17 protein-coding genes are annotated in these 22,990 nt (G+C 72.0%); 2 read left to right on the top strand and 15 right to left on the bottom strand.

Going from position 1 to position 22,990, the window contains the following annotated elements; translation table 11 throughout:
* Positions 1-354: 354 nt before the first annotated feature.
* On the top strand, positions 355-1,170 hold the full coding sequence (locus ACZ5OX_RS25185) for a hypothetical protein (protein ID WP_465633180.1): 816 nt from the start codon (positions 355-357) through the stop codon (positions 1,168-1,170).
* A gap of 5 nt (positions 1,171-1,175) precedes the next feature.
* Here ACZ5OX_RS25185 and ACZ5OX_RS25180 read toward each other — a convergent pair whose 3' ends face one another.
* From ACZ5OX_RS25180 to ACZ5OX_RS25115, 14 genes are all read right to left on the bottom strand, one after another.
* On the bottom strand, positions 1,176-2,105 hold the full coding sequence (locus tag ACZ5OX_RS25180) for a CU044_5270 family protein (protein ID WP_465633178.1): 930 nt from the start codon (positions 2,103-2,105) through the stop codon (positions 1,176-1,178).
* Entirely contained in the window at positions 2,102-2,734 is a 633-nt protein-coding gene (locus ACZ5OX_RS25175) for an RNA polymerase sigma factor (protein WP_465633176.1), read from the bottom strand. The genes ACZ5OX_RS25180 and ACZ5OX_RS25175 overlap by 4 nt, the downstream gene beginning before the upstream one ends.
* Before the next feature lie 72 nt (positions 2,735-2,806).
* Positions 2,807-3,607 (bottom strand): hypothetical protein, encoded by an 801-nt coding sequence (locus tag ACZ5OX_RS25170; RefSeq protein WP_465633175.1) that lies wholly within the window; start codon positions 3,605-3,607, stop codon positions 2,807-2,809.
* A 126-nt stretch (positions 3,608-3,733) separates the two neighbouring features.
* Complete coding sequence (locus ACZ5OX_RS25165) at positions 3,734-4,675, bottom strand: enoyl-CoA hydratase/isomerase family protein (protein ID WP_465633173.1); 942 nt, start codon at positions 4,673-4,675, stop codon at positions 3,734-3,736.
* Positions 4,672-5,943 (bottom strand): cytochrome P450, encoded by a 1,272-nt coding sequence (locus ACZ5OX_RS25160; RefSeq protein WP_449793056.1) that lies wholly within the window; start codon positions 5,941-5,943, stop codon positions 4,672-4,674. The genes ACZ5OX_RS25165 and ACZ5OX_RS25160 overlap by 4 nt, the downstream gene beginning before the upstream one ends.
* Positions 5,944-6,181: 238 nt before the next feature.
* Complete coding sequence (locus tag ACZ5OX_RS25155; RefSeq protein ID WP_465633172.1) at positions 6,182-7,567, bottom strand: cytochrome P450 family protein; 1,386 nt, start codon at positions 7,565-7,567, stop codon at positions 6,182-6,184.
* 70 nt (positions 7,568-7,637) lie between these two features.
* Complete coding sequence (locus ACZ5OX_RS25150; RefSeq protein ID WP_402407016.1) at positions 7,638-8,228, bottom strand: GTP-binding protein; 591 nt, start codon at positions 8,226-8,228, stop codon at positions 7,638-7,640.
* Positions 8,203-8,577 (bottom strand): DUF742 domain-containing protein, encoded by a 375-nt coding sequence (locus ACZ5OX_RS25145; RefSeq protein ID WP_449793046.1) that lies wholly within the window; start codon positions 8,575-8,577, stop codon positions 8,203-8,205. The genes ACZ5OX_RS25150 and ACZ5OX_RS25145 overlap by 26 nt, the downstream gene beginning before the upstream one ends.
* Entirely contained in the window at positions 8,574-8,975 is a 402-nt protein-coding gene (locus ACZ5OX_RS25140; RefSeq protein WP_392880879.1) for a roadblock/LC7 domain-containing protein, read from the bottom strand. Before ACZ5OX_RS25140 ends, ACZ5OX_RS25145 begins: the two co-directional genes overlap by 4 nt.
* Positions 8,972-10,240 (bottom strand): histidine kinase, encoded by a 1,269-nt coding sequence (locus tag ACZ5OX_RS25135; RefSeq protein ID WP_465633170.1) that lies wholly within the window; start codon positions 10,238-10,240, stop codon positions 8,972-8,974. The genes ACZ5OX_RS25140 and ACZ5OX_RS25135 overlap by 4 nt, the downstream gene beginning before the upstream one ends.
* Before the next feature lie 442 nt (positions 10,241-10,682).
* Complete coding sequence (locus ACZ5OX_RS25130) at positions 10,683-15,629, bottom strand: NAD-glutamate dehydrogenase (protein WP_465633168.1); 4,947 nt, start codon at positions 15,627-15,629, stop codon at positions 10,683-10,685.
* A gap of 285 nt (positions 15,630-15,914) precedes the next feature.
* Positions 15,915-17,540 carry an L-glutamate gamma-semialdehyde dehydrogenase gene (gene pruA / locus ACZ5OX_RS25125; RefSeq protein ID WP_392881349.1) on the bottom strand — a complete coding sequence of 542 codons (1,626 nt, stop codon included), beginning with the start codon at positions 17,538-17,540 and terminating at the stop codon, positions 15,915-15,917.
* A 139-nt stretch (positions 17,541-17,679) separates the two neighbouring features.
* The gene (locus ACZ5OX_RS25120; protein WP_449793043.1) at positions 17,680-18,336 is read right to left on the bottom strand and encodes an HAD family hydrolase; all 657 of its coding nucleotides are present in this window, start codon (positions 18,334-18,336) and stop codon (positions 17,680-17,682) included.
* Positions 18,337-18,383: 47 nt separating this feature from the next.
* Entirely contained in the window at positions 18,384-18,893 is a 510-nt protein-coding gene (locus ACZ5OX_RS25115) for a DUF6912 family protein (RefSeq protein WP_465633166.1), read from the bottom strand.
* A gap of 665 nt (positions 18,894-19,558) precedes the next feature.
* Here ACZ5OX_RS25115 and ACZ5OX_RS25110 point away from each other — a divergent pair.
* Positions 19,559-20,113, top strand: a complete 555-nt coding sequence (locus ACZ5OX_RS25110; RefSeq protein ID WP_465633164.1) for an Rv3235 family protein — start codon at positions 19,559-19,561, stop codon at positions 20,111-20,113.
* Positions 20,114-20,214: 101 nt separating this feature from the next.
* Here the strand turns inward: ACZ5OX_RS25110 and secA are convergent, their stop codons facing one another.
* The gene (gene secA / locus ACZ5OX_RS25105) at positions 20,215-22,977 is read right to left on the bottom strand and encodes a preprotein translocase subunit SecA (RefSeq protein ID WP_465633162.1); all 2,763 of its coding nucleotides are present in this window, start codon (positions 22,975-22,977) and stop codon (positions 20,215-20,217) included.
* Positions 22,978-22,990 lie beyond the last annotated feature (13 nt).

Below are 22,990 nucleotides of genomic sequence, written 5' to 3'. Positions count from 1 at the left end.
AAAAAAAGGGCTACGGGGATTGGTCCAGAGGGTGGGCGTTCTTGTGGCAACACACGCGGCCCCGCCGGAAAAGGGGTTTGGGGGCCCCCGGCAGGGGGGGGCGGGGCCCGCCAGAGCAGCTGATCTCGAAACCCCCTCGCTGCGCAGGAAGTCGGCATATTTGCTACGGAGGTTGGGGCAGTCCGTGCGCAGGCTCCTCGAACGTGCCTGACCTGCGGCGGGCAGCCGGGAATTCACAAACGGTTCGCACTCCACGTAACCGATGTGCTACTTTCCGCATCATCAACAGAACATAGGAGACCCCGGCGGTGGTGAGACACCCCGGGGTCGGGCACCAGGAGCGAGCAACTCCAGATGCAGATTCATCGTAGCGTTCATACGCGCGCGTTCACCGTGCTTCCCAACGGCCTGTTGCAGGACCGTCGGCTCAGCTACACCGCCCGCGGCCTCCTCGCCGACCTGCTCTCCCGGCCCGACGGGTGGCGGGAGGACGGGCGGCAGATGGCGGACAGCAGTCCGCAGGGGCGGGGCGCGGTCCGGCGGGCGCTCAAGGAACTCAAGGACGCCGGGTACTACCGGGTCGACAAGGTCCGGAGGGCCGACGGCACCGTCCGGTCCGAGGCCCACGTCTACGACACCCCGCAGTCCACACCGGTTGTCCCCCGCCCGGCTTCCGGCGGAGGGGGCACCGGCGGCACTGTCACCCCTCCCGTAAAGAAACCGGGACAAGAACCCACCCTCCCGGATGAACGGACGCGAGCAGCCGTGGCCACCCTGTTCCGGGTGATCAGGCCCGAGCCGCGCCTGCGCCTCGGCGAGGCCGAGGCGCAGGCGCTGGCGCCGCTCGTCGCGCAATGGCTGGAACGGGGCTGCGACGAGGCCGACTTGGCCCAGGCCCTGATCCCCGGGCTGCCGCAGCCGATGCACTGCCCGGCGGCGATCCTCCGGGACCGCCTGCGGCGCAAGCTGCCACCGGAACGCCCCGAAGCCCCGCCCGCCCCCTACGCCGAGTGCGGCCGCTGCCACGACCCGGTGCCCCGGCCGGGCATCTGCCGCGCCTGCGCGGGCCTCGGCACGAGAACCGTCGCCGTGGGCAGCGGGGCCCGGGCCACCCCGAGGGGCGTGGCCCGGGCGCGCGCGGCGCTGCGTGGGCGGCCTCAGCCGGCCTGAGACCGTTACGGACGGGTGCCGGGCTGGTCGATGACGGCGCGGGCGAGGACGGCCATCTGGCCCGTGATGTCGCCCTTCTTGAAGGTCGCACCGTCGGTGAGAGCCACGGTTCGCTCGCCGAGGAAGGTGTAGTCGACGCGGTCGAAGATCCACTGGGACTCGACCTTCCCGCCGCCGTCCCGGCGCGCGACCGCGACGCCGGGGCGACCGACGGCATCGGTCACCTCGTCGATCACCGTGACGCCGGGGATCTTCGCCGCCGCCCGGTAGAGCGCGGCGCTGACGGCGGGTGGGGCGATCTGCAGGCGCAGGAGGTCGCCGACGGTCCTGAACGCCTCCTCGTCGGGGCCGGGCCCGAGGCCCGCGGTATCCGCGTGGATCTTGGCCAGCAGCGCGTCCGGGTCGGTCGGCAGGGCGGCGACGTAGGCGTAGCTGCCGAATTTCCCGGCGTACGGCACGGGTTCGGCCTCCCCGTGCTCGCCGCTTCCTCCGGGGTTCGGCAGGTGCCCGTCGATGAGCAGCAGGTTCCGCTTGCTGCCGTCGACGGACAGCCAGTCCTCCCGGGTCCGCGGTGCCTCGCCCTCCGACTTCGCCCACTCGTCCAGGCTCTTCACGTAGACGAACTGGTCCCCGCGCGCGGCCGGGGCGGGCTGCTGCTCGGCGGCCTTCGCCGCGCGGTCCAGGACGACGGCCGCGACCGGCCGGATCGGGTCGGCGCCACGCTCCGCCGGAACGCCGCCCAGCACCAGGCCCAGCGCCAGGCCGCCCGCCAGGGCCGGCAGCGCCACCCAGCCGAGCCGGATCCGCCGGGGCGTGGTCACCGACCCGCGCGCGAACTCGCTCATCAGGTGCCCCCGCAGCTGCCGCCGGCGGTCGGCGGAGAGCCCCGGTCCCGTGGGCGTCGGCAGCAGTTCGTCCTCGTTCATCGGGTTCATCGGGTCCTCCCAGGAGTCGTCGACCCGGCCGCTCCGCTGCGGCCACCCCGTACCTGTCCGGTGCCCGGCGGGAGTTCCCGCCCGCTCCGGAGCTCCTCGTCCGTCAGCGCGCGCAGCTTGGTACGGGCGCGCGAGAGCCGGGAGCGCACCGTGCCGATCGGCACCCCGAGTGCCTCGGCCGCGCTCGCGTAGTCCAGGCCCGCCAGGACGCAGAGGCCGAACGCCTCGCGCTCGGCCGTCCGCAGCCCGCCCAGCACCCGCCGGACGGCGGCGAGCCGGGCGTCATCGTCGAGCCGTCCGGCCAACTCCTCGGCGAAGTCCGGCAGGACGCCCCGGTCGGGCATCCGCGCCAGCGCCGCCCGGTGCCGCCGGGCGGCCCGGGTCGTGTTGCGCAGCACGTGGGCGGCTATCCCGAACAGCCAGGGCCGCACCGGCCCGTCGTCCTCCCGCAGCTTGCCGCGCAGCCGCCACGCTTCGAGGAACGTCAGCTGGACGACGTCCTCCGCCGCCGCCCGGTCCCCCAGCACCCGCGCCGCGTACCGGTACAGGTCGTCCGCCGTCTCATCGAACAGCTCCCCGAAGGCCCACTGGTCCCCGCTCCTCAATCGCGCCCGCTGTGACAGTTCCACACCCCCACCTGTCCGCAGGCCCCGCCCGGTTCCCGACGGGCCGCCGAACCGGCCGGGAACCCCGGCCGGCTCTCAGGAGCAGTAGGTGCCGTGCTTGACCAGGGCGAGGGCGACGACCTTGCCCTCGGCCACGGTGAACTCGTAGAACCAGTCCGGGCCGCCGTTGCCGCTCTCGGCCGGGAGTTCGTAGGTGCCGCCCTCGGCCGGCTTCAGCTCCTTGCCCGCGTAGGCCTGCTTGAGCTGCTCCTCCGTCGAGCCGGCGCCGACGCCCTCGGCCGTCCTCGCCTCCGCGGGGGCGACCAGCTGGCGCAGGCCCTTGGTGCCGAAGTTGACCCGGCCGGTGGCCCGGAACGCCTCGTCCCGGGCCTTGCGGGCGGGCCCGACGAGGTCCAGGTCCTTGTCGAGCGCGGTGATCTCCGCCTGGTCGGCGGCGTCCTGCTGGAGCTGCTCCTGGAGGCGGGCGCTGTGCTCCTGCATCTCCTTCAGCGAGGCCCCCGGCGCCAGCGGCGGTATCGTCTTCCGCTTCGCCCTGATCTCGTCGATCCTGGCCAGCGCCTTGTCGGCCTTCGCGTGGACGTCCGCCTCGGTCGCCATCCGGGCCTGGTCCGGAGCCGGGCCGCCCTTGTACGCGTAGTCGGTGCAGCCGTTGAGCACGGAGACCGGCGCGCTCTCCAGGGCCCCGGAGGCGAGCGCCTCCTCCTTGGTCATCGACAGTTGCAGTCCCCGGTAGCCGCCGGCGCCGAACGGCTGCGGCGGTGTGCTCGCCGCCGCGGCGCCGCCCTTGTCGCCCTCGCAGGCCGCCACCCCGGCCGCGACCAGAGCCATCGTCAGAACCGCTATCGCCGCACGGGTGTTGCGCGTCTTCCCCACCACGATCCTCCCCTTCGTTGCTCGCACACAGTAGCGAACATCCGGGAAGAATTCACAATGGGTTACCGAAAGGGAGGGTGAACCCGCGCCGGTGACGCGGGCCCGCCCTCCCTTTCGTCCGACGACCGGTCAGCCGACCGGAGGCCGGGCGCCGAGACTGCGGGTGTAGTGGGCGGCGGCGATGACCGAGGCCATCAGCTCGGAGTCCAGGACCGAGGCGTCGGCCATCCGGGTGGCCGAGGCGTGCGAGGCGAGCAGCGTCTTGGTGACCCGCAGGGCGGCCTCGGGGCGGCGCGTGATGGGACGGGCCCACTCGGCCACTGCCTCGTCCAGCTCCGGCTCGGCGACGACGCGCTGCAGGATGGCGAGCTCCCGCGCCTCCACCGCGCCGACCGGGCGGCCGGTGAGGATGATCTCGCGGACCCGGGCCGCGCCGACCTCGTGCAGCAGGCGGGGCAGCAGCCCGCCCCAGGCGACGGGAAGCCCCAGGGCCAGCTCGGGCAGCCGGAAGACGGCGTTGTCGGCGCCGACCCGCAGGTCGCAGGCGAGCGCGAGGGCGAAGCCGGCGCCGGTCGCCCGGCCCTGCACCCGGGCGACGGTGACGGCGGGGCTGTTGGTGAGGGCCTCGCAGACCCGGCGGGCCCGGTCCCCGTAGCTGCGTATCCGGCCGCCGGTCGGGTCCTCGTCCAGGCCGGCGAAGAGCTCGTCGCGGTCGCCGCCGAGGCAGAAGTCCCGGCCGGCCGCGGACAGCACGATCACCCGCACGGCCGGGTCGGGTGCGGCGAGGACGGCGAGGAGCTCGTCCAGCATGGCCGAGGTGACGGCGTTGCCCGTCTCCGGGCTGTCCAGCTCGACGTGGAGCACCGCGCCCCGGAGCTCGGAACGGACCGTACGGGCCGGTGGCGCCGGCTCGGGCGCGGCCACAGAAGCGACCACGGGCTCGGGCGCGACGAAGGGCTCGGGGGCCGGCTCGGGCCGGGCGTACCAGGCGGTCGCCGCCGGAGGCTGCGGGACGTACGAGGGCTGCATCGCGTACGAGGGGTACCGGGGAGCCTGCGGGGAGACGTTCACGCGGCGACTCTCAGGGACGTCACCCGGTGGAACACCATCCGGGGCGCGTGCTCGGGCGGGCTCACCGCCCGCAGCGTCGGGAAGCGCTCCAGCAGCTGTCCGAGCAGGGCCCGCGCCTCCAGCCGGGCCAGGCCCGCGCCGAGGCAGTAGTGGGCGCCGCCGCCGAAGGTGAGGTGGGTGCCCCGGCGCAGCGGGTCGAAGGTGTGCGGGTCCGGGTTGCGGCGCGGATCGCGGTTGGCCGCGCCGTACATCACGTGGACCATGGTGTCCTTGGGGAGGAACACCCCGGCCAGTTCGGTGTCCTCGCCCGCGACGCGGCTGTTGACGCGGATCGGCGGGTCGTAGCGCAGCGCCTCGTCGATCACCTCGTCGATGTGTTCCGGGTTCGCCCGCAGCCACTCCCACCGGCCGGGCGTGCGCAGCAGCTGCCACACCAGCGAGGAGAGCAGCGTCGCCGTGGTCTCCAGCGAGGCGATGGTGACGAACATGGTGAGCTGGTAGACCATCCGGTCGGTGGCCTCACGGTCGGACTCCAGCGCGTCCCAGGTGCGGATCCAGCCGGCGATCACGTCGTCGCCGTCCTTCTCGCGGCGCTCCCGGACGAGCCGGGTGAAGTACTCGCGCAGCTCCATGGTGGCCTGCTCGGAGATCGCCAGCTGGCTCTTGGTGGGCAGCAGTTCCTGGGCGTGCACCTGGTTGTGGGTCATCGTCAGGATGTGCGGGTAGTCCGCCGGCGCGATGTCCAGCCAGCGCCCGATTGTGCCGATCGGCAGCTGCTCGCTGACCACGGAGGCGAAGTCCGCCTCGCCGTCGGTCCGTATTCGCTCGGCCAGGCGGTCGAGCAGCCCGGCCGCGTCGTCCTCGATGTCCGCCGCCATGGCCCGCAGGGTGTTCCGGTCGAAGAGGCTGCCGAGGCTGCGCCGCTGCCGGGTGTGCTCGGGGGCGTTGAGCCGGGAGAGCGTCCGGCTCATCTCCCGGGTGGCGACGGCCTCCCAGCGCTCCGTCCCGGTCTGCCGCTCCTGCCAGGCGAAGTCGGGGACGAGCCAGGTCCTGCCGCGCAGGACCTGGTCGCACGCCTCGTAGCCGGTGACCAGGTAGCCGCCCCAGGGCGCAGGGACGAGGTCACCGAGCGCCCGCAGCTCGTCGTAGACCGGGCTCGGGTCGGCGAGCCCCTCGGCCGACCGCAGCCTGCGCAGCAGCGGGACGGCGGCGCGTCGGTCGGCCCTTCCGTCAGCACGCTCCCACTCCGCGGGGCGGGCTTCCAACATGGCGGTCACACGGGCTCCTTCAACACGCGGGCGGGCAGTACGGCGGCGTACTACCCAGCAACAGCGCGCTCAAGCGTCGATCCGTGTTGCCCCTGTCACGTACCGCACCGTCGTCACACACCGTTCACCCCGCGGTGACCGGACGACTTCCGGCGGCGCGACGGGCCGGGGCCCCGCGCGGGCGCGCCGGAACCCCTGGCCGCGGTGCCGGAACCCCTCACCGAACCCCAGGGACGTCTCAGAGCCGGAAGACGTCCAGGAAGGAGCTCCACCAGCCCTTCTTCTGCGGAGCCCTGGCCGGCGTGACGGCCCCGGCCTGCGGGTACGCCTGCGCCTGCTCAAGGCCGACCGGCGCCGGGGCCGGGACGGTGTCCGCGGCCGGGGCCGTCCCCACGGTGCGGGCGGCCACCGGGCTGAACCGCACCGGGAGCGAGACCAGGCCGCGCTGGAACGGGCCCGGGCGCCACTCCACGTCCTCCGCCGGCACCGCGAGCGTGACGTCCGGGAGCGCGTTGAGCAGGCACTCGATGGCGCTCAGGGCGATCAGCTGGGCCGGGGACTTGGCCGGGCAGGCGTGCGGTCCCGCACCCCAGGCCAGGTGGGCCCCCTTGCTGAGGGTCAGCCGCGCGTCGGTCAGCGCCGGGTCGCTGTTGGCGGCGGCGAAGCTGATCACCACCGGGCTGCCGGCGTCCATCGGGACGCCGCCCAGGTTGAGGTCCTGCATCGGGTAGTGCGTCGCGTAGTTGGCGATCGGCGGGTTGTTCCACAGCACGTCGTCGAGGGCGTCCTCGATGCGCAGCCCGGAGCCGCCCTCGCCGGACAGCAGCAGGAGCAGCGCGTTGCCTATCAGGTTGCGCTCGGGCTCGACGCCGGCGCCCATCAGCATGACCAGCTGGTCCTTGAGCTCCTCGTCCCGCAGGCCGGCCGGGTGCTGGACGAGCCAGGAGGTGATGTCGTCGCCGGGCTGGCGGCGCTTCAGCGCGACCAGGTCCATCAGGCAGGAGTTCAGCTCCTCGTTGGCCTGGATGACGTCGAGGCCGTCGAAGAGCGCGGACATGCTGCGGGTCAGCCGGTCACCGATGTCGGCCGGGCAGCCGAACAGCTGGTTGAACAGCAGCAGCGGCAGCAGCTTGGCGTAGTCGTTGAGCAGGTCGGCCCGGCCCAACGGACTGAACTGGTCGATCAGGTAGCCGGCGATCCGCTCGACGTGCCGGTTGAGCCGGCTGTCGTTGAGCCGCTCCAGGCTCTCGGTGACGGCCTTGCGCAGCCGCAGGTGCTCGGCGCCGTCCGTGAAGAGGCAGTTGGGCCGGTAGAACATCATCGGCAGGACGGGGCTGTCCATCGGCACCCGGCCCTCGTTCAGCGCCGCCCAGCGCCGCGAGTCCCGGGCGAACATCCCCGGGTTCTGCAGCACCCGCAGCGCGGCCTCGTGCGAGGTGACCAGGGTGGCGTCCACCCCCGGCGCCAACTCCACCGGCGCGGCCGGACCGTTGGCGCGCAGCCGGTCGTAGACCGCGCCGGGGTCGGCCGAGAACATCTCCCCGTAGAGCGGCGTGCTCACGCCGGCGTGCATCGGGCAGCCCGGCGGAGGCGACTGCGGGACGGGTCGCTGCAGAGATTCCATGGGTCGTTCCTTGGAGGTGGCCCCGGGCGGGTGCGGACCCGGGAGGGGGGAGGGGGAGGCGTGGGGGAGGTCAGGAGGCCCGGTCGAGCAGGTGCCGGACGAGCGTCAGCAGCGCGTTGGCCGAGGAGCGCTGGTCCCGTGCGTCGCAGAACACCACCGGGGTGTGCGGCAGCAGGTCGAGCGCCTCGCGCAGCTGGTCCTCGGTGTACTCGCTCTGCCGGTCGAAGCTGTTGACGGCCACCGCGTACTCCAGGCCGTACTGCTCGATCAGGTCGATGACGGGGAAGGTGTCCGCGAGGCGGGTCGGGTCGGCCAGCAGCAGCGCTCCCAGCGCCCCCCGCGCCATGTCCTCCCAGAGCTGCATGAACCGCTGCTGCCCCGGCGTGCCGAACAGGTACAGCACGAGGTCGTCGCCGAGCGTCAGCCGGCCGAAGTCCAGGGCGACGGTCGTGGTCTTCTTGTCCGGTGCGCCGCGGAGGTCGTCGACGCTGACGGACGCCTGGGTCATGCTCTCCTCGGTGCTCAGCGGAGCGATCTCCGACAGGGCCCCGATGAGCGTCGTCTTGCCGACCGCGAAGTGCCCGACGACCAGGATCTTGACAGCGGTCGTCACCGCGCCGGGGACGTAGATGTCCTCAGGCGAACCGGCGTTGAAGTCCATGCAGTACCTTCTCTAGAAGTCTCGGGTCCGGGGCCTGGGCCGGGGGCGGGGCCGACCGGCGCAGCAGCCGTCCCTCACGGATCAGGTCCGTCAGCAACAGCCTCACGACCCCGACCGGCAGCTCCAGCCGGGCCGCGACCTCGGCCACCGAGAGGTAGCCGCCGGAGCACAGCTCCCAGATCGCCCGGGTCTCCGGGCTCGGCAGGCCGGGGAGGTCCTGCCCGGGCCCGACGGTGACCAGGGTGATCAGAGACAGGTCGTCCGCGTTCGGTAACTCGCGCCCGCCCGTGATGACGTAGGAGCGGATGAACCCGCCCGTGACCCTCTGTTCCTCGCCGCCGACCGTCATGAGCCGCTGTACGTGCTCTGGCGCGGCGCCGCCGACATCGCCCGTCCGAGTGCGCCCACCTGCTGCTGCATCCGGAAGGACATCGCCTCCATGTCGACGTCGGGGGCGGTGGAGGCGGCCAGGTACGCGCCGCTGCCGGCCGCGATCAGGAAGATCCAGCCGTGGTCGTACTCCAGCAGGGTCTGGCGCCAGACCCCGCCGCCACCGCCGACGAACGGGGCGACCGCGCGGCTCAGCGACTGCATCGAGCTCATCGCGGCGGCGTTGGTCTCCGCCTCGTCACGGCCGATCTCGCTGGAGCGCTCGAGCAGGAGGCCGTCGGCGGAGACGAGGATGGCGTGCCGGGCGCCGGGTACCTGGAGTACGTCGTTGAGCACCCAGGAAAGATCACGGCTCACTGGATCTCGGTTCCTTCCGTGGTCATGGTGTTACGCCCGGACAGCGTGCCGCGCTGGAACGCGCCGAGGCGGGACGGCGTGTGCTGGCCGGTGCTCCGCAGCTCCTCCGGCCTGCCCGGGTCCTGCGGGGTGGGGACGACCGACACCGGGCGCTGGCGGCGGCGCCGGGGCAGCAGGCCGTCCGCGGTGGTCTCCGGTCCGGCCGTCGCCGCGTGCGGCGCCGGCACCGGGGCCAGCGGAGCCGTCGGCTCGGACAGCGACACGAGCCGCTGGCCGGGGGCCTGCGCCCAGGCCTGCGCGGGCTGCTCCACCGGCGCGGCCTGGTAGTCGGTGTGCTCGGCGAAGGGCGGGGCCGCGACCTCGCTGCTGAGCAGCTCGGCCGGCAGCAGCACCACGGCCCGCACGCCGCCGTACGGGGAGACCGAGTCGACGGAGACGCGGAAGCCGTAGCGGGCGGCCAGCATGCCGGAGACGGCGAAGCCGAACTTCGGGGGGTTGCCCAGGCTGGTGAGGCTGATCGGCGCGCCCGGGTTCAGGAGCAGCGAGGCGCGGTCCTTCTCCTCCTGGCCCATGCCGAGGCCGGCGTCGTCGATGATCAGGCAGACGCCGGTGGGGACGGCCTGGACGCTGACCTCCACCGGGGTGTCCGGGGCGGAGTAGTTGGTCGCGTTGGCGAGCAGCTCGGACAGCACGACGGCGACCGGCTCGACGACCTTGCTGGCGAGCGAGACGCTGACCCGGGAGTGGATCCGCACCCGGTCGAAGTGCCGGATCCGGCCCTGGGCGCTGCGGACCACGTCGTAGACCGAGGCGACGCTCTCGCGGCGGCCGAGCCAGCCGCCGCAGAGCACCGCGATGCCCTGGGCGCGCCGGCCGAACTGGCTGTTGGTGTGGTCGATCGTCATCAGGTCGGCGAGGATCTGCGGGCTGTCGCCGTACTTCCGCTGCACCTTGTCGATGACGACCTGCTGCTCGTCGGCCAGGCCCTGCAGCGTCCGCATCGCCGCCTTGAGGACGGCCTTGGTGTCCTCCTCGGCGTCCCGGCGGACGGCCGACAGCTCGGACGCGTGCTGGCCCTGCAGGCGGTCGTGCAGCACGGCGAGTTCGTCGCGCTGCCGCTGGGCCGCGGCGCTCGCCTCCTCCAGGGAGGCGTTCTGCCGTCGCAGGGCGATGTTCGTCCTGCGTGCCTGGAGGGCCGCTCCGACGGCTGCGAGCATCACCACGATGAAGACCCAGAAAAAGGGTTCCTGCACAAATGACGTCATGAAACTCTCTTCAGGTGGCATCGCGTGGAGCCGGTCCGGGCCCCGAAGCGCGAATGGGACTGGCGGCCGGAACCTCCCCGAAAGGCACCTGATGTCACGTCACATCGAAGTGCGGTCCGGCACGAGACCTGCGGCAACGCCTATCGCGGAGTCAGCCTACTGCAACTCATGCCATGTCAGAACAGACGTCAAAAAGGGCAGTTGGGGCGAAATTCCACTATCCGCTGGGAACTCTGCCGCCAATTGGTGGAGTTTGTGATGCCGCGTTAACCACAGGGACACGTCTCCCGCACACCCCGGTTCACGCGCAGAGTGATTCGTTCGTCACCCTGTGGAATCCGGCGGCCGCTCCGGGCCTTTCCGGCCGCGCCCGTGCTCCTGGGTCGCACATGCCGAAGGGGCCCGCGTCCGTGGACGCGGGCCCCTTCGGTGCAGCCGTTCGTCAGCGCATCGAACCGGTGCGCAGCAGGGTGCGGATGACGCGCATCGCGACCGAGAGGCTGGACAGCTCGTAGTTGTCCGAACCCCTTATGTCGTCGAGGGTGGTCCGGGCGCGGTTCAGCAGGGTCGCGTTGAGGTCGGCCCAGGCGTTGTACCGCTCCTCCGGGGTGGCGCCCTCGGCGCCGCAGGCCAGGATGTCGGCGGTCAGCGCCGCGTGCGCCGCGAAGAGGTCCTCGCGGATCGCGGCCCGGGCCATCGACGACCAGCGGTCGGTGCGGGGCAGCTCGATGATGCGGTCGAGCAGGTGCGAGATCTGCAGCCGGTCGCCCAGGTCGTAGTAGAGGTCGGTGACCTCGGCGACGTCCTTGCCGGAGCGGTCCGCGACCTCGGCGATGTCCAGGGTCGGGAAGACCGAGGAGAGGCCGGCGATCCGGGTGGCCAGCTCCTCCGGCACCCCGGCCGCGGCGAGCTCGTCGTACACCGACTCGAACCAGGCCAGGTCCTCGCCGCGCAGCGGCTTGGGCAGCGAGGCCCAGACCTGGTTGACCCGGTCGTGGAAGAACTCGATGGTGCCGGCGATGTCGAGCGGCTGGCGGCGGTTGTTGAGCATCCACCGGGTGGCGCGCTCGACCAGGCGCCGCGAGTGCAGCCGCATCTTGGTCTGGATCCGGGCCGGGACCTTGTTGTCCAGGTCCTCGATCTCGGCCCAGATCTGCTCCAGGTCGAAGACGGCCCGCGCGGCGGTGTGCGTCCGGGCGATCTCCTCGTAGGTCGCGCCGGTCTCCTCCTTCAGGCGGAAGGCGAAGGTGCAGCCACCGCGGTTGATCGTGTCGTTGACGATCAGCGTGGTGATGATCTCGCGGCGCAGCGCGTGGTTGTCGATCGCGTCGGCGAACCTCGCCCGCAGCGCGCTGGGGAAGTACTCGTGCAGCGAGGCGCGGAAGAACGGGTCGTCCGGCAGCTCGGTGGCGAGCAACTCCTCGGCCAGGATGATCTTGGTGTAGGCGAGCAGGACGGACATCTCGGGCTGCGAGAGGCCGCGGCCGTTCTGCTGGCGCTCACGGATCTGGCGCTCGGTGGGCAGGAACTCCAGCGCGCGGTCCAGCTGGCCGGCCGACTCGAAGCGGTTGATCATCCGGGCGTGCACGTTGACCATGCTGTGCGCCTGGGAGACGGCGTTGGCCAGCACCACGTTCTGCGCGTAGTTGTTGCGCAGCACCAGGTGGCCGACCTCGTCGGTCATCTCGGCCAGCAGGGCGTTGCGCTGCTTGACCGTCATGTCGCCCTCGGCGACGACCTGGTTGAGCAGGATCTTGATGTTGACCTCGTGGTCCGAGGTGTCCACACCGGCGGAGTTGTCGATCGCGTCGGTGTCGATCCAGCCGCCGGTGCCCTCGGGACCACCGGTGGCCGCGTACTCGATGCGGCCGAGCTGGGTGCAGCCGAGGTTGCCGCCCTCGCCGATGACCCGGGCCCGGACCTGCTCGCCGTTGACCCGGATGGCGTCGTTGGACTTGTCGCCGACCTCGGCGTTGGTCTCGGTGGAGGCCTTGACGTAGGTGCCGATGCCGCCGTTCCAGAACAGGTCGACCGGGGCCTGGAGCACCGCCCGCATCAGCTCGGCCGGGGTCAGCTTGGTCGCCTCGACGCCCAGGGCCGCCCGGACCTGCGGGGTCAGCTGGATCGACTTCGCGGTGCGGGGGTACACCCCGCCGCCGGCCGAGATCAGCGACTTGTCGTAGTCGTCCCAGGAGCTGCGCGGCAGGTCGAACAGACGGCGGCGCTCGGCGTACGAGACGGCCGCGTCCGGGTTCGGGTCGAGGAAGATGTGGCGGTGGTCGAAGGCGGCGACCAGGCGGATGTGCTCGCTGAGCAGCATGCCGTTGCCGAAGACGTCGCCGGACATGTCGCCGATGCCGATGACGGTGAAGTCCTCGGACTGGGTGTCGACGCCGAGCTCGCGGAAGTTGCGCTTGACCGACTCCCAGGCGCCGCGGGCGGTGATGCCCATGCCCTTGTGGTCGTAGCCGGCCGATCCGCCGGAGGCGAACGCGTCGCCCAGCCAGAAGCCGTAGGACTCGGCGACGCCGTTGGCGATGTCCGAGAAGGTCGCGGTGCCCTTGTCGGCGGCGACGACCAGGTAGGTGTCGTCCTCGTCGTGGCGCACCACGTCGGCCGGGTGCACGACCTCGCCGCCGACCAGGTTGTCGGTGATGTCGAGCAGCGCCGAGATGAAGGTCTTGTACGAGGAGACGCCCTCGGCCAGCCAGGCGTCGCGGTCGACCGACGGGTCCGGCAGCTGCTTGGCGACGAAGCCGCCCTTGGCGCCGACCGGGACGATGACGGTGTTCTTGACCATCTGCGCCTTGACCAGGCCCAGGATCTCGGTGCGGAAGTCCTCGCGCCGGTCGGACCAGCGCAGGCCGCCGCGGGCGACCTTGCCGAAGCGCAGGTGGACGCCCTCGACCTGGGGCGAGTAGACCCAGATCTCGAACGCCGGGCGCGGGGCCGGCAGGTCCGGGATGGCCTTCGGGTCGAACTTCATCGACACGTAGGAGTGCCACTCGCCGGAGGCGGCGCGCTGGAAGAAGTTGGTCCGCAGGGTGGCCTTGATGAGGTGCAGGAAGGAGCGCAGGATGCGGTCCTCGTCCAGCGAGACGACCTCGTCGAGGGCGCCGGACAGCTCCTCCAGGATGCCCTCGGTCAGCTCCAGCGCACCCGAACGGTGGCTCGGGCTCAGCCGGGCCTCGAACAGGTTGACCAGCAGGCGGGTGGTGTGGGTGTTGTTGCGGAGCGCGTCCTCCATGTAGTCCTGGGAGAACGTGGAGCCCGCCTGGCGCAGGTACTTGGCGTACGCGCGCAGCATCATCGCCTGGCGCCAGGTCAACCCGGCGGTCAGCACCAGCTCGTTGAAGCCGTCGTTCTCGGCCTTGCCGGTCCAGGTGGCGGCGAAGGTCTCCTGGAAGCGCTCGCGGGCCTCGTCGGTGAGCTCGGTGGCCTCGCGCAGCTTCAGGCCGAAGTCGTAGACCCACGCGGTGGTGCCGTCGGAGCGGCGCAGCGCGTACGGGTGCTCGTCCAGCACCTCGACGCCCAGGCGCTGGAGCACCGGCAGGACCTCGGTGAGCGAGATCGGGCCGCCGACCCGGTAGATCTTGAAGCGGCGCTCGTCGTCGCCGGCGCCGACCGGCTGGTACAGGTTCAGGCGGAAGTCGCCCTCGCCGTGCAGCGACTCGATCTGCTTGATGTCGGCGACGGCAGTGCGCGGCGGGAAGTCGGCGCGGTAGCCGTCGGGGAAGGCGTTGGCGTACTTGTGGCCGATCTCGGCGGCCTTCTCCTCGCCCAGCTCGGTGTGCAGCTGGTCGTGGAAGCCGTCCATCCAGAACCGGGCGGCCTCGGCCAGGCGGTTCTCGATCCGCTCGATGTCCGTCTCGGTGAGCTGCGGCAGCTCAGTGCCCGGGGCGACCCGGACCACGAAGTGCAGACGGGTCAGCACCGACTCGGTGGCGTACACCGTGTAGTCGATGGTGGCGCCGTTCAGCTCCTCCTTGAGGATGTCGGTGATCAGCAGCCGGATGCGCGTGGTGTAGCGGTCGCGCGGCAGGTAGATGAAGGCCGAGAAGTAGCGTCCGTACTCGTCCTGGCGCAGGAAGAGCCGCAGCTTGCGGCGCTCCTGGAGGTAGAGCACGCTCGTCGCGATGGAGAGCAGCTCGGAGGCCGGGGTCTGGAAGATCTCGTCCCGCGGGAAGGTCTCCATGATCTGGAGCAGGTCACGGCCGTCGTGGCTCTCGCTGGAGAAGCCGGAGTCCTCCAGGACCGCCTGGACCTTGCGGCGCACGACCGGGATGCGGGTGACCGACTCGGTGTAGGCGGCGGAGGAGAACAGGCCGAGGAAGCGGCGCTCGCCGATCGGCTCGCCGGCGGCGTTGAACTTCTTCACGCCGACGTAGTCCAGGTAGGCCGGGCGGTGCACGGTGGCACGGCTGTTGGCCTTGGTCAGGACGAGCAGCTTCTTCTCGTGGGCCTTGGCGCGCACCGGCGCGGAGAGCCGGCCGAAGGCCTCGCTGACCGCGTGGTGGGCGTCGTCGTGGCTGTGCGGGTCGGAGCGCAGGATGCCGAGGCCGGTCCCGGCGACGGCCTTGAGGACCTCCTCGCCCTCGTGCTCGACCAGGTCGTACTCGCGGTAGCCGAGGAAGGTGAAGTGGTCGTCGGCGAGCCAGCGCATCAGCTCCCAGGCCTCGCCGACCTCCTGCTCGGGCAGGCCGGCCGGGGGCTCCTCGGCCAGCTCGTCGGCCAGGCGCAGGGCGCTCTCGCGCATCTTGCCCCAGTCCTCGACGACCTCGCGGACGTCGCCGAGCACGCGGCGCAGGTCGGCCTCGATGGAGCGCAGGTCCTCGCGGTCGGTCTCGCGGTCGATCTCGATGTGCATCCACGACTCGACGGTCGCGTCGGCGGGCCACTCGGTGCCGGCGGCCTGGCTGCGGGAGCACGCGTCGACGTCCAGGATCTCCAGCAGCTTGCCGGTGATGTCACGGCGGACGACCAGCTGGGGGTGGATCACGATGTGGATCGCGCGGTCCTGGCGGGACAGCTCGTTGGTGACGGAGTCGACCAGGAAGGGCATGTCGTCGGTGACGACCTCGACCACGGTGTGGCCGCAGGACCAGCCGTTCTCCTCGACCGAGGGGGTGTGCACCCGCACCTCGGCGGTGCCCTGCGGGCGCTTGAGGCCCAAGCGGTAGTGGGAGGCGGCCGCGCCGTACACGTCGACCGTGTCGCGGTCGACCAGGTCCTCCGGCGCGGTGTGGAGGTAGTAGTGGTGCAGGTACGCGGTCAGAGCGCCGTTGCTCAGACCCTCCCCCGGCGCCGCTCCCCCCACCTGGCTGTTCTCAGCGGCTGCGGCTGCCTTCTTGAGCAGTTCGGCCTTGGCTGCGTCCAGCTTGGTCTGCATGACTTCTTGGCTCCTGTCGCGCGCCGTTGCGTGACTCGGTGGTGTGTGGATGTACACCGACGGGTCACCGCAATCCTGCCGCACCATCCGACTGAAAGGGGCTCATGGCACGCATGAAACGCCCGCCCAGCGGGTAGGACGACTCATTCGCCTTGCAAGCCACCCGACGACGCCAGCCAGCCTAACCGGATCAATCGAAGGTGGACAGGGACAGGTAGGCGCAAACCCACAGGAAGTCGCGTCCGTCCTGGACAGCATGTCCAAACCGGAGCCTGAAGTTCACCCTCAGCCCATGTGGGGGTGGCCGTGGTGGGTGGGAGGGACGAAGGTCTCCTTGATCGACCTCGCCGAGGTCCAGCGCAGCAGGTTCTGCGCGGCGCCCGCCTTGTCGTTGGTGCCGGAGGCCCGGCCGCCGCCGAAGGGCTGCTGGCCGACGACGGCCCCGGTGGGCTTGTCGTTGATGTAGAAGTTCCCCGCGGTGAAGCGCAGCTCCTCGACGGCCTGGGCGATGGCGTAACGATCCTGCGCGATCACCGAGCCGGTCAGCCCGTACGGGGCGCCGGCGTCGACCCGGCGGAGCACGTCGTCCCAGCGGGAGTCCTCGTAGACGTGGACGGCGAGGATCGGGCCGAAGTACTCGGTCCGGAAGATCTCGCCGCGGTGGTCGGAGGAGACCAGCACGGTCGGCCGGACGAACCAGCCGATCGCGTCGTCGTACTGCCCTCCGGCCGCCAGTTCGATCGTCGGATCGGCCTTCGCCCGGTCGATGGCGTCCCGGTTCTTCTCGAAGGCGCGGCGGTCGATCAGGGCGCCCATGAAGTTGGACAGGTCGGTCACGTCGCCCACCGCGAGCGCGTCCACCTCCGCCAGGAAGTCGTCCTTGATCCTCTGCCAGAGGCTGCGCGGCAGGTAGGCGCGGGAGAGCGCCGAGCACTTCTGGCCCTGGTACTCGAAGGCGCCGCGGATCAGCGCGGTCCTGAGGATCTCCGGGTCGGCCGAGCGGTGGGCCAGCAGGAAGTCCTTGCCGCCGGTCTCGCCGACGATCCTCGGGTAGGCGCGGTAGCCGCCGATGTTGGCGCCGATGGTCTGCCACAGCGACCGGAAGGTGGCCGTGGAACCGGTGAAGTGCAGTCCGGCGAACGCCGGGTCGGCCAGCGCGACCGGGGAGACCTGGAGGCCGTCGCCGGTCACCATGTTGATCACCCCGGGCGGCAGCCCGGCCGCCTCCAGCAGCCGCATCAGGTGGTAGGCGGCCAGGGTCTGGGTCGGCGCGGGCTTCCAGACCACGGTGTTGCCCAGCAGCGCGGGGGCGGTGGGCAGGTTGCCGGCGATCGCGGTGAAGTTGAACGGGGTGATCGCGTAGACGAAACCTTCCAGCGGGCGGTGGTCGGTGCGGTTCCACACTCCGGGCGAGGAGATCGGCTGGTCGGCCAGGATCTGCCGGGCGAAGTGGACGTTGAACCGCCAGAAGTCGATCAGCTCGCAGGCGGAGTCGATCTCGGCCTGCTGCGCGGTCTTGGACTGGCCGAGCATGGTGGCCGCGTTGAGCGTCTCCCGCCAGGGGCCGGCCAGCAGGTCGGCGGCGCGCAGGAAGACCGCCGCGCGGTCGTCGAAGGAGAGCGAGCGCCACTGCCGGCCGGCGGCCAGTGCCGCGTCCACCGCCGCCCGGGCGTCCTCCCGGGTGGCGTTGCCGAGCACGCCCAGCTTGGCGGCGTGGTGGTGCGGCTGGACGACGTCGATCCGCTCGCCGCCGCCGAAGCGCTGCTCGCCGCCGATGGTCATCGGCAGCGGGACCTGCTCGGCGGCCAGCTCGTCCAGCCGTCGCACCAGCCGGTCCCGCTCCGGGCTGCCGGGCGCGTACGCCCGCACCGGCTCGTTGACCGGGACCGGCACCTCGGTGACTGCGTCGATGGGCATGGCGGCTCCGTCCTGGCGGCTGGTCGGGTGTGACACCAGCCTGACCAGCCGGGGCCCGATCCGCCCGCTCAGACACGCGGACGGCGGACGTGGCGCCCGCCACGTCCGCCGTCCGCGGGCAGGCCCCGCGCGCTCAGCCGCTGAGCCGGCCGGCCAGCTCCACCGCCTCGGCCAGGCTGTCCACCACCGGGACGCCGACCGGCTCCAGCTTCTCCCGGGTGTGCGAACCGCCGGTGTAGAGCACCGCGCGGGCGCCCGCGGCCAGCGCCGCCAGGGCATCGTCCGCGGCGTCGCCGATCAGCACCGTACGGGCCGGGTCCACCCGCTCGCCGAGCGCGGCCAGGTGCCGGGTCAGGTGCTCCGCCTTCTGGCCGCCGGACGGGCCGCTGCGGCCGTCCACCCGCAGGAACCCGCCGGTCAGGCCGAAGGTGTCGACCAGCGGCACCAGCCTCTCGTGCTCGTACATCGACAGCAGCGACTGGCTGTTCCCCGCGTCCCGCCAGCCGTCCAGCAGCTCGCGCGCGCCCTCGGTCAGCCCGCAGGCCCGGCTGAGCTCCCGGTAGCTGTCGTGGAACGCGTCGTCGAGCCGCAGCCACTCCTCCGTGGAGGGCATCCGGCCGAGCAGGCGCTCGTAGAAGCGGGGGATCGGGATCTCGTACTGCTCGCGGTACTCCTGGAGGCTCATCGGCCCGATGCCGATGGTCGCGAACGCGGCGTTGCTCGCCCCGAGCACGGCCTCCATGTCGTGGAAGAGCGTGCCGTTCCAGTCCCAAACGATGTGAGTGCGCACGGGGTGAAACGGTAACCCGGACGGGCGACACGCCGGTAGGGCGGAACTCACGCGAGCAGGGCGGGGATCTCCTGGGTCGCGTACCAGAGCAGGTCGTGGTCCTCGGCGCCGTCCACGGCGAACTGGGCGTCCTGGTCGCCCGCGTCGGCCGCGGCCACCGCCGCCACCGCCGCGGCGACGTCCGTGACCACCTCGTCGTCGGCCACGTCGGCGTGCACCGCGGCCGCCTTGGCCAGCCGCACCGGGCCGGCCAGCACCACCCGGCCGAGCGAGGCCTGGTCCTGGTACTCGTCACCCGGGAAGGGCCGCACCGACGCGTCGGCCACGTCCAGCGCCACCACGACCCGGCGGCACGGGGCCTGCGGGTCGGCGGCCAGCAGCCGCAGCGAGGACTGCGCGGCCCGGTTGAGCGCCGCGTACTCCAGCTCCTCCAGGTCGTCGCTGACGTACCACTCGCGCAGCGCGGGCGTCACGGCGTACGCGGCGGACTGCTCCAGGGCGCCGCCCTCGTGCGCCGCCGCCAGGCCGGTCAGGGTGGTGGGCACGTACACGCGCATCGGTGGCACTCTCCGGTTCGTCCAGCGGGGTTCGTCCAGCGGCACAGATTGTCCAGCGCCCCAAGAATAAGCGCCGCGGGGACGCCCGTGATCACCTCCGGTCCGGAGGCGGGCGCTCGCGGCGAGGACCGCGCCCGCCGAGGTGCCGAGCAGGACGCCGGCCCCGTCGGGCCGCCGTCCGGTGGCCTCCTCGACGGCGCACGGCGCGCCGACCGTCCAGGCCGCGCCGAGCATCCCGCCGCCGCCCAGCACCAGGCCGTACCGGGGAGCCCCCGCGGCGGGCGGGGCGGTGCCCGCGGCCGCCGGGGCCGGCGTCACCCGTGTCGCCAGACCGGCCGCCCCTCGTCGTGGGAGCCCGGCCGTCCGCTCCCGGTCAGGCTCCGATGGTGTGTGCCGGGCCGGTACGGCGCCATGCGGCGGCCGGGTGCCGCCACCCGGTCCGCCCAGCCGGAGCGTCCCCTTTAGGACCGTACGGGCCGTCCCCGGACGTCAACCGGGCGCCCGCGGACGGCCCGTCCGCCCCGTCGCCGCACTGGCCGCCTCACCCGGATAGGTGAATTCGAAAGCCCGCCCCCACCGGCCCGGAAACCCGTTGCCGCCGCGCGCGGGACGCCCCCAGCCTGATCCCGTCCGTACCCGCACCACCCAGTCCAGGAGCCACCACCGTGACCGTCCGCTGCACCGCCCAGCCCAGCGTCCAGCCCAGCGCCCATCCCAGCACCCAGCCCAACGCCCAGCCCACCGCCCGGCCCACCGCCCGCCTCGGCCCCGACCTCGACGCCCGGCTCACCGCCCGCCCGCACCGCCGACCGCGCGGCGCCACCGGCTGCGACCCGGCCGGCCGCCGGCCGCGCCACCCGCGCTCCGGCTGCACCGGCGCGCCCGGGCCCGGGCCCGACCCCGGCGCGCTGGCCGCCCGCTTCGCCCACCGGCTGGTCGAGGTGCTCACCGGCGCCCGGCCCTCCGGCCAGCTGGCGCGGCACACCAGCCTGGCCGGCTACGGGCAGCTCGCCTCACTGGTCCGGGCCGGCGCCCTGCGCCGCGGCGGCCCCGCCGACCGCCCCAGGCTCGGGCCGGTGCACGACCGCTCGCCCTCCCCGGACGCGGTCGAGGCCTGCGTGCGGGTCGACCTCGGCCGGCGGCACCACATGGTCGCCTTCCGGCTGGAGCAGCGCGGCCCGGCCGGGCAGTGGCAGTGCACCGCCGTGGAGGCCCGGTGAGCACCCCGTCGCACCCCCGGCGGTATGGAACGGCGCAGGGCGCCGTCCCGGTCCGGGAACGGCGCCCTGCGTGGCGTCCTGACTGGTGTCCGGCGGCCGGCTCAGCCCTTGCGGCGGCGGCCCTTGGCCGACTTGGCGGCCTTGCGGCGCTCGGCGCGGGTCAGCCCGTCGCCCTCGTCCTCCGGCGCGAGGTCCTCGAAGTCGCCCTCGATGACACCGCCGCCGACCTCGTCCGAGGGGGCCGTGTAGTGCAGCCGCTGCGGCTTCGGGGCCTCCAGGCCCTTGGCCTTGATCTCCGGGCGGGCGGCGTCCTTCTCCAGCTTGTCGAGCACCACCTGGGCGTCCTCGACCGGGACCTCCTCGACCTGCTGCTCGACCTGGACCTCCAGGTTGAACAGGTAGCCGACGGACTCCTCCTTGATGCCCTCCATCATCGCGGTGAACATGTCGAAGCCCTCGCGCTGGTACTCGACCAGCGGGTCGCGCTGCGCCATGGCCCGCAGGCCGATGCCCTCCTGGAGGTAGTCCATCTCGTAGAGGTGCTCGCGCCAACGGCGGTCCAGCACCGACAGCACGACCCGGCGCTCCAGCTCGCGCATGATCTCCTCGCCCAGCTGGTCCTCGCGGGCGCCGTACTGCGCCTGGATGTCCTCCTGGATGGACTTGATCAGGAACTCGGGGCTCAGCCCGGCCCGGCCGCCGGCCTCGTCCTCCAGCTCGTCCAGGTCCAGGGTGATCGGGTAGAGCTGCTTGAGCGCCGTCCAGAGCTTGTCCAGGTCCCAGTCGTCCTCGTAGCCCTCGCCGGTGGCCGCGCGGACGTACGCCTCGACGGTGTCGTCCATGAAGTGGCCGACCTGCTCCTGGAGGTCCTCGCCCTCCAGCACCCGGCGGCGCTCGCCGTAGATGACCTCGCGCTGGCGGTTGAGCACCTCGTCGTACTTGAGGACGTTCTTGCGGATCTCGAAGTTCTGCTGCTCGACCTGGGTCTGCGCGGAGGCGATGGCGCGGGTGACCATCTTGGACTCGATCGGCACGTCCTCGGGCACGTTCGCCATCGAGAGCACGCGCTCGACCATGCCGGCCTTGAACAGGCGCATCAGGTCGTCGCCCAGCGACAGGTAGAAGCGGGACTCGCCCGGGTCGCCCTGACGGCCGGAGCGGCCGCGCAGCTGGTTGTCGATCCGGCGGGACTCGTGCCGCTCGGTGCCGAGGACGTAGAGGCCGCCGGCCTCCTTGACCTCCTCCTGCTCGGCCTTCACCGAGGCCTTGGCCTTCTCCAGCGCGGCCGGGAAGGCGGCCTCGTACTCCTCCGGGGTGTCCGTCGGGGTCAGCCCGCGCTGCGCCAGCTCGGCGGCGGCCAGGTGGTCGGCGTTGCCGCCCAGCATGATGTCGGTGCCGCGGCCGGCCATGTTGGTGGCGACGGTGACGGCGCCCTTGCGGCCGGCCTGCGCGACGATCTGCGCCTCGCGCTCGTGGTGCTTGGCGTTCAGCACCTCGTGCGGGATGCCGCGCTTGCGCAGCTCCTGCGACAGGTACTCGGACTTCTCGACCGACACGGTGCCGACCAGCACCGGCTGGCCCTTCTCGTGCTTCTCGGCGATGTCCTCGACCACGGCGGCGAACTTGGCCGGCTCCGACTTGTAGATCAGGTCGGGCTGGTCGATGCGCAGCGGCGTCTTGTTGGTCGGGATCGGCACCACGCCGAGCTTGTAGATCTGGTGGAACTCGGCGGCCTCGGTGGTGCCGGTACCGGTCATGCCCGCGAGCTTGTCGTACAGGCGGAAGAAGTTCTGCAGGGTGATGGTGGCCAGGGTCTGGTTCTCGTTCTGGACCTCCACCCCCTCCTTGGCCTCGATCGCCTGGTGCATGCCCTCGTTGTAGCGGCGCCCGGCCAGGATGCGGCCGGTGTGCTCGTCGACGATCATGACCTCGCCGTTCATCACGACGTAGTCCTTGTCCCGCTTGTACAGCTCCTTCGCCTTGATGGCGTTGTTCAGGAAGCCGACCAGCGGGGTGTTCACCGACTCGTAGAGGTTGTCGATGCCCAGGTAGTCCTCGACCCGGGTGACGCCCTCCTCGAGGATGCCGACGGTGCGCTTCTTCTCGTCGACCTCGTAGTCGCGATCGATCTTCAGGCGCAGCACCAGCTTGGCGAAGTCGGCGTACCACTTGGTCGCCTGGTCCGCCGGGCCGGAGATGATCAGCGGGGTGCGGGCCTCGTCGATCAGGATCGAGTCGACCTCGTCGACGACCGCGAAGTTGTGGCCGCGCTGGACGAGTTCGTCCTGCGACCAGGCCATGTTGTCGCGCAGGTAGTCGAAGCCGAACTCGTTGTTGGTGCCGTACGTGATGTCCATCCCGTACTGGCGCTTGCGCTCGGCGGGCGTCATGCTGCCCAGGATCACGCCGACTTCGAGGCCCAGGAAGCGGTGCACCCGGCCCATCCACTCCGAGTCGCGCTCGGCGAGGTAGTCGTTGACGGTGATCAGGTGGACGCCCTTGCCGGTCAGCGCGTTCAGGTACGCGGGCAGGGTGCCGACGAGGGTCTTGCCCTCACCGGTGCGCATCTCGGCGACGTAGCCGTAGTGCAGGGCGGCGCCGCCCATCAGCTGGACGTCGTAGTGGCGCTGGCCGAGCACGCGCTTGGCGGCCTCACGGACGGTGGCGAACGCCTCGGGGAGGATGTCGTCCAGGCTCTCACCGTCCGCGAGCCGCTGCTTGTACTCGTCGGTCAGTGCGCGCAGCTCGGCGTCGGTGAGGTTGACGAAGTCCTCTTCGATGGAGTTGACCTGGGCGGCAATCCGCTGCAGCTTGCGAAGGATCTTGCCCTCGCCGGCGCGCAGGATCTTGTCGAAGACGGACACGTGAGCGGGCTCC

The sequence above is a fragment of the Kitasatospora sp. NPDC032121 genome, assembly GCF_055580145.1.
Note: the sequence above shows the minus strand (reverse complement) of the source record. Positions and strands in the feature narration are given on the sequence as shown.

What these genes read in the sequence shown, in the direction of transcription:
- ACZ5OX_RS25185 (WP_465633180.1), top strand. Translation starts at nt 355, where the DNA reads ATGCAGATTCATCGTAGCGTTCATACGCGCGCGTTCACCGTGCTTCCC.
- ACZ5OX_RS25180 (WP_465633178.1), bottom strand. Translation starts at nt 2,105, where the DNA reads ATGAACCCGATGAACGAGGACGAACTGCTGCCGACGCCCACGGGACCG.
- ACZ5OX_RS25160 (WP_449793056.1), bottom strand. Translation starts at nt 5,943, where the DNA reads ATGTTGGAAGCCCGCCCCGCGGAGTGGGAGCGTGCTGACGGAAGGGCC.
- ACZ5OX_RS25155 (WP_465633172.1), bottom strand. Translation starts at nt 7,567, where the DNA reads ATGGAATCTCTGCAGCGACCCGTCCCGCAGTCGCCTCCGCCGGGCTGC.
- ACZ5OX_RS25150 (WP_402407016.1), bottom strand. Translation starts at nt 8,228, where the DNA reads ATGGACTTCAACGCCGGTTCGCCTGAGGACATCTACGTCCCCGGCGCG.
- ACZ5OX_RS25145 (WP_449793046.1), bottom strand. Translation starts at nt 8,577, where the DNA reads ATGACGGTCGGCGGCGAGGAACAGAGGGTCACGGGCGGGTTCATCCGC.
- ACZ5OX_RS25135 (WP_465633170.1), bottom strand. Translation starts at nt 10,240, where the DNA reads ATGACGTCATTTGTGCAGGAACCCTTTTTCTGGGTCTTCATCGTGGTG.
- ACZ5OX_RS25130 (WP_465633168.1), bottom strand. Translation starts at nt 15,629, where the DNA reads ATGCAGACCAAGCTGGACGCAGCCAAGGCCGAACTGCTCAAGAAGGCA.
- ACZ5OX_RS25115 (WP_465633166.1), bottom strand. Translation starts at nt 18,893, where the DNA reads ATGCGCGTGTACGTGCCCACCACCCTGACCGGCCTGGCGGCGGCGCAC.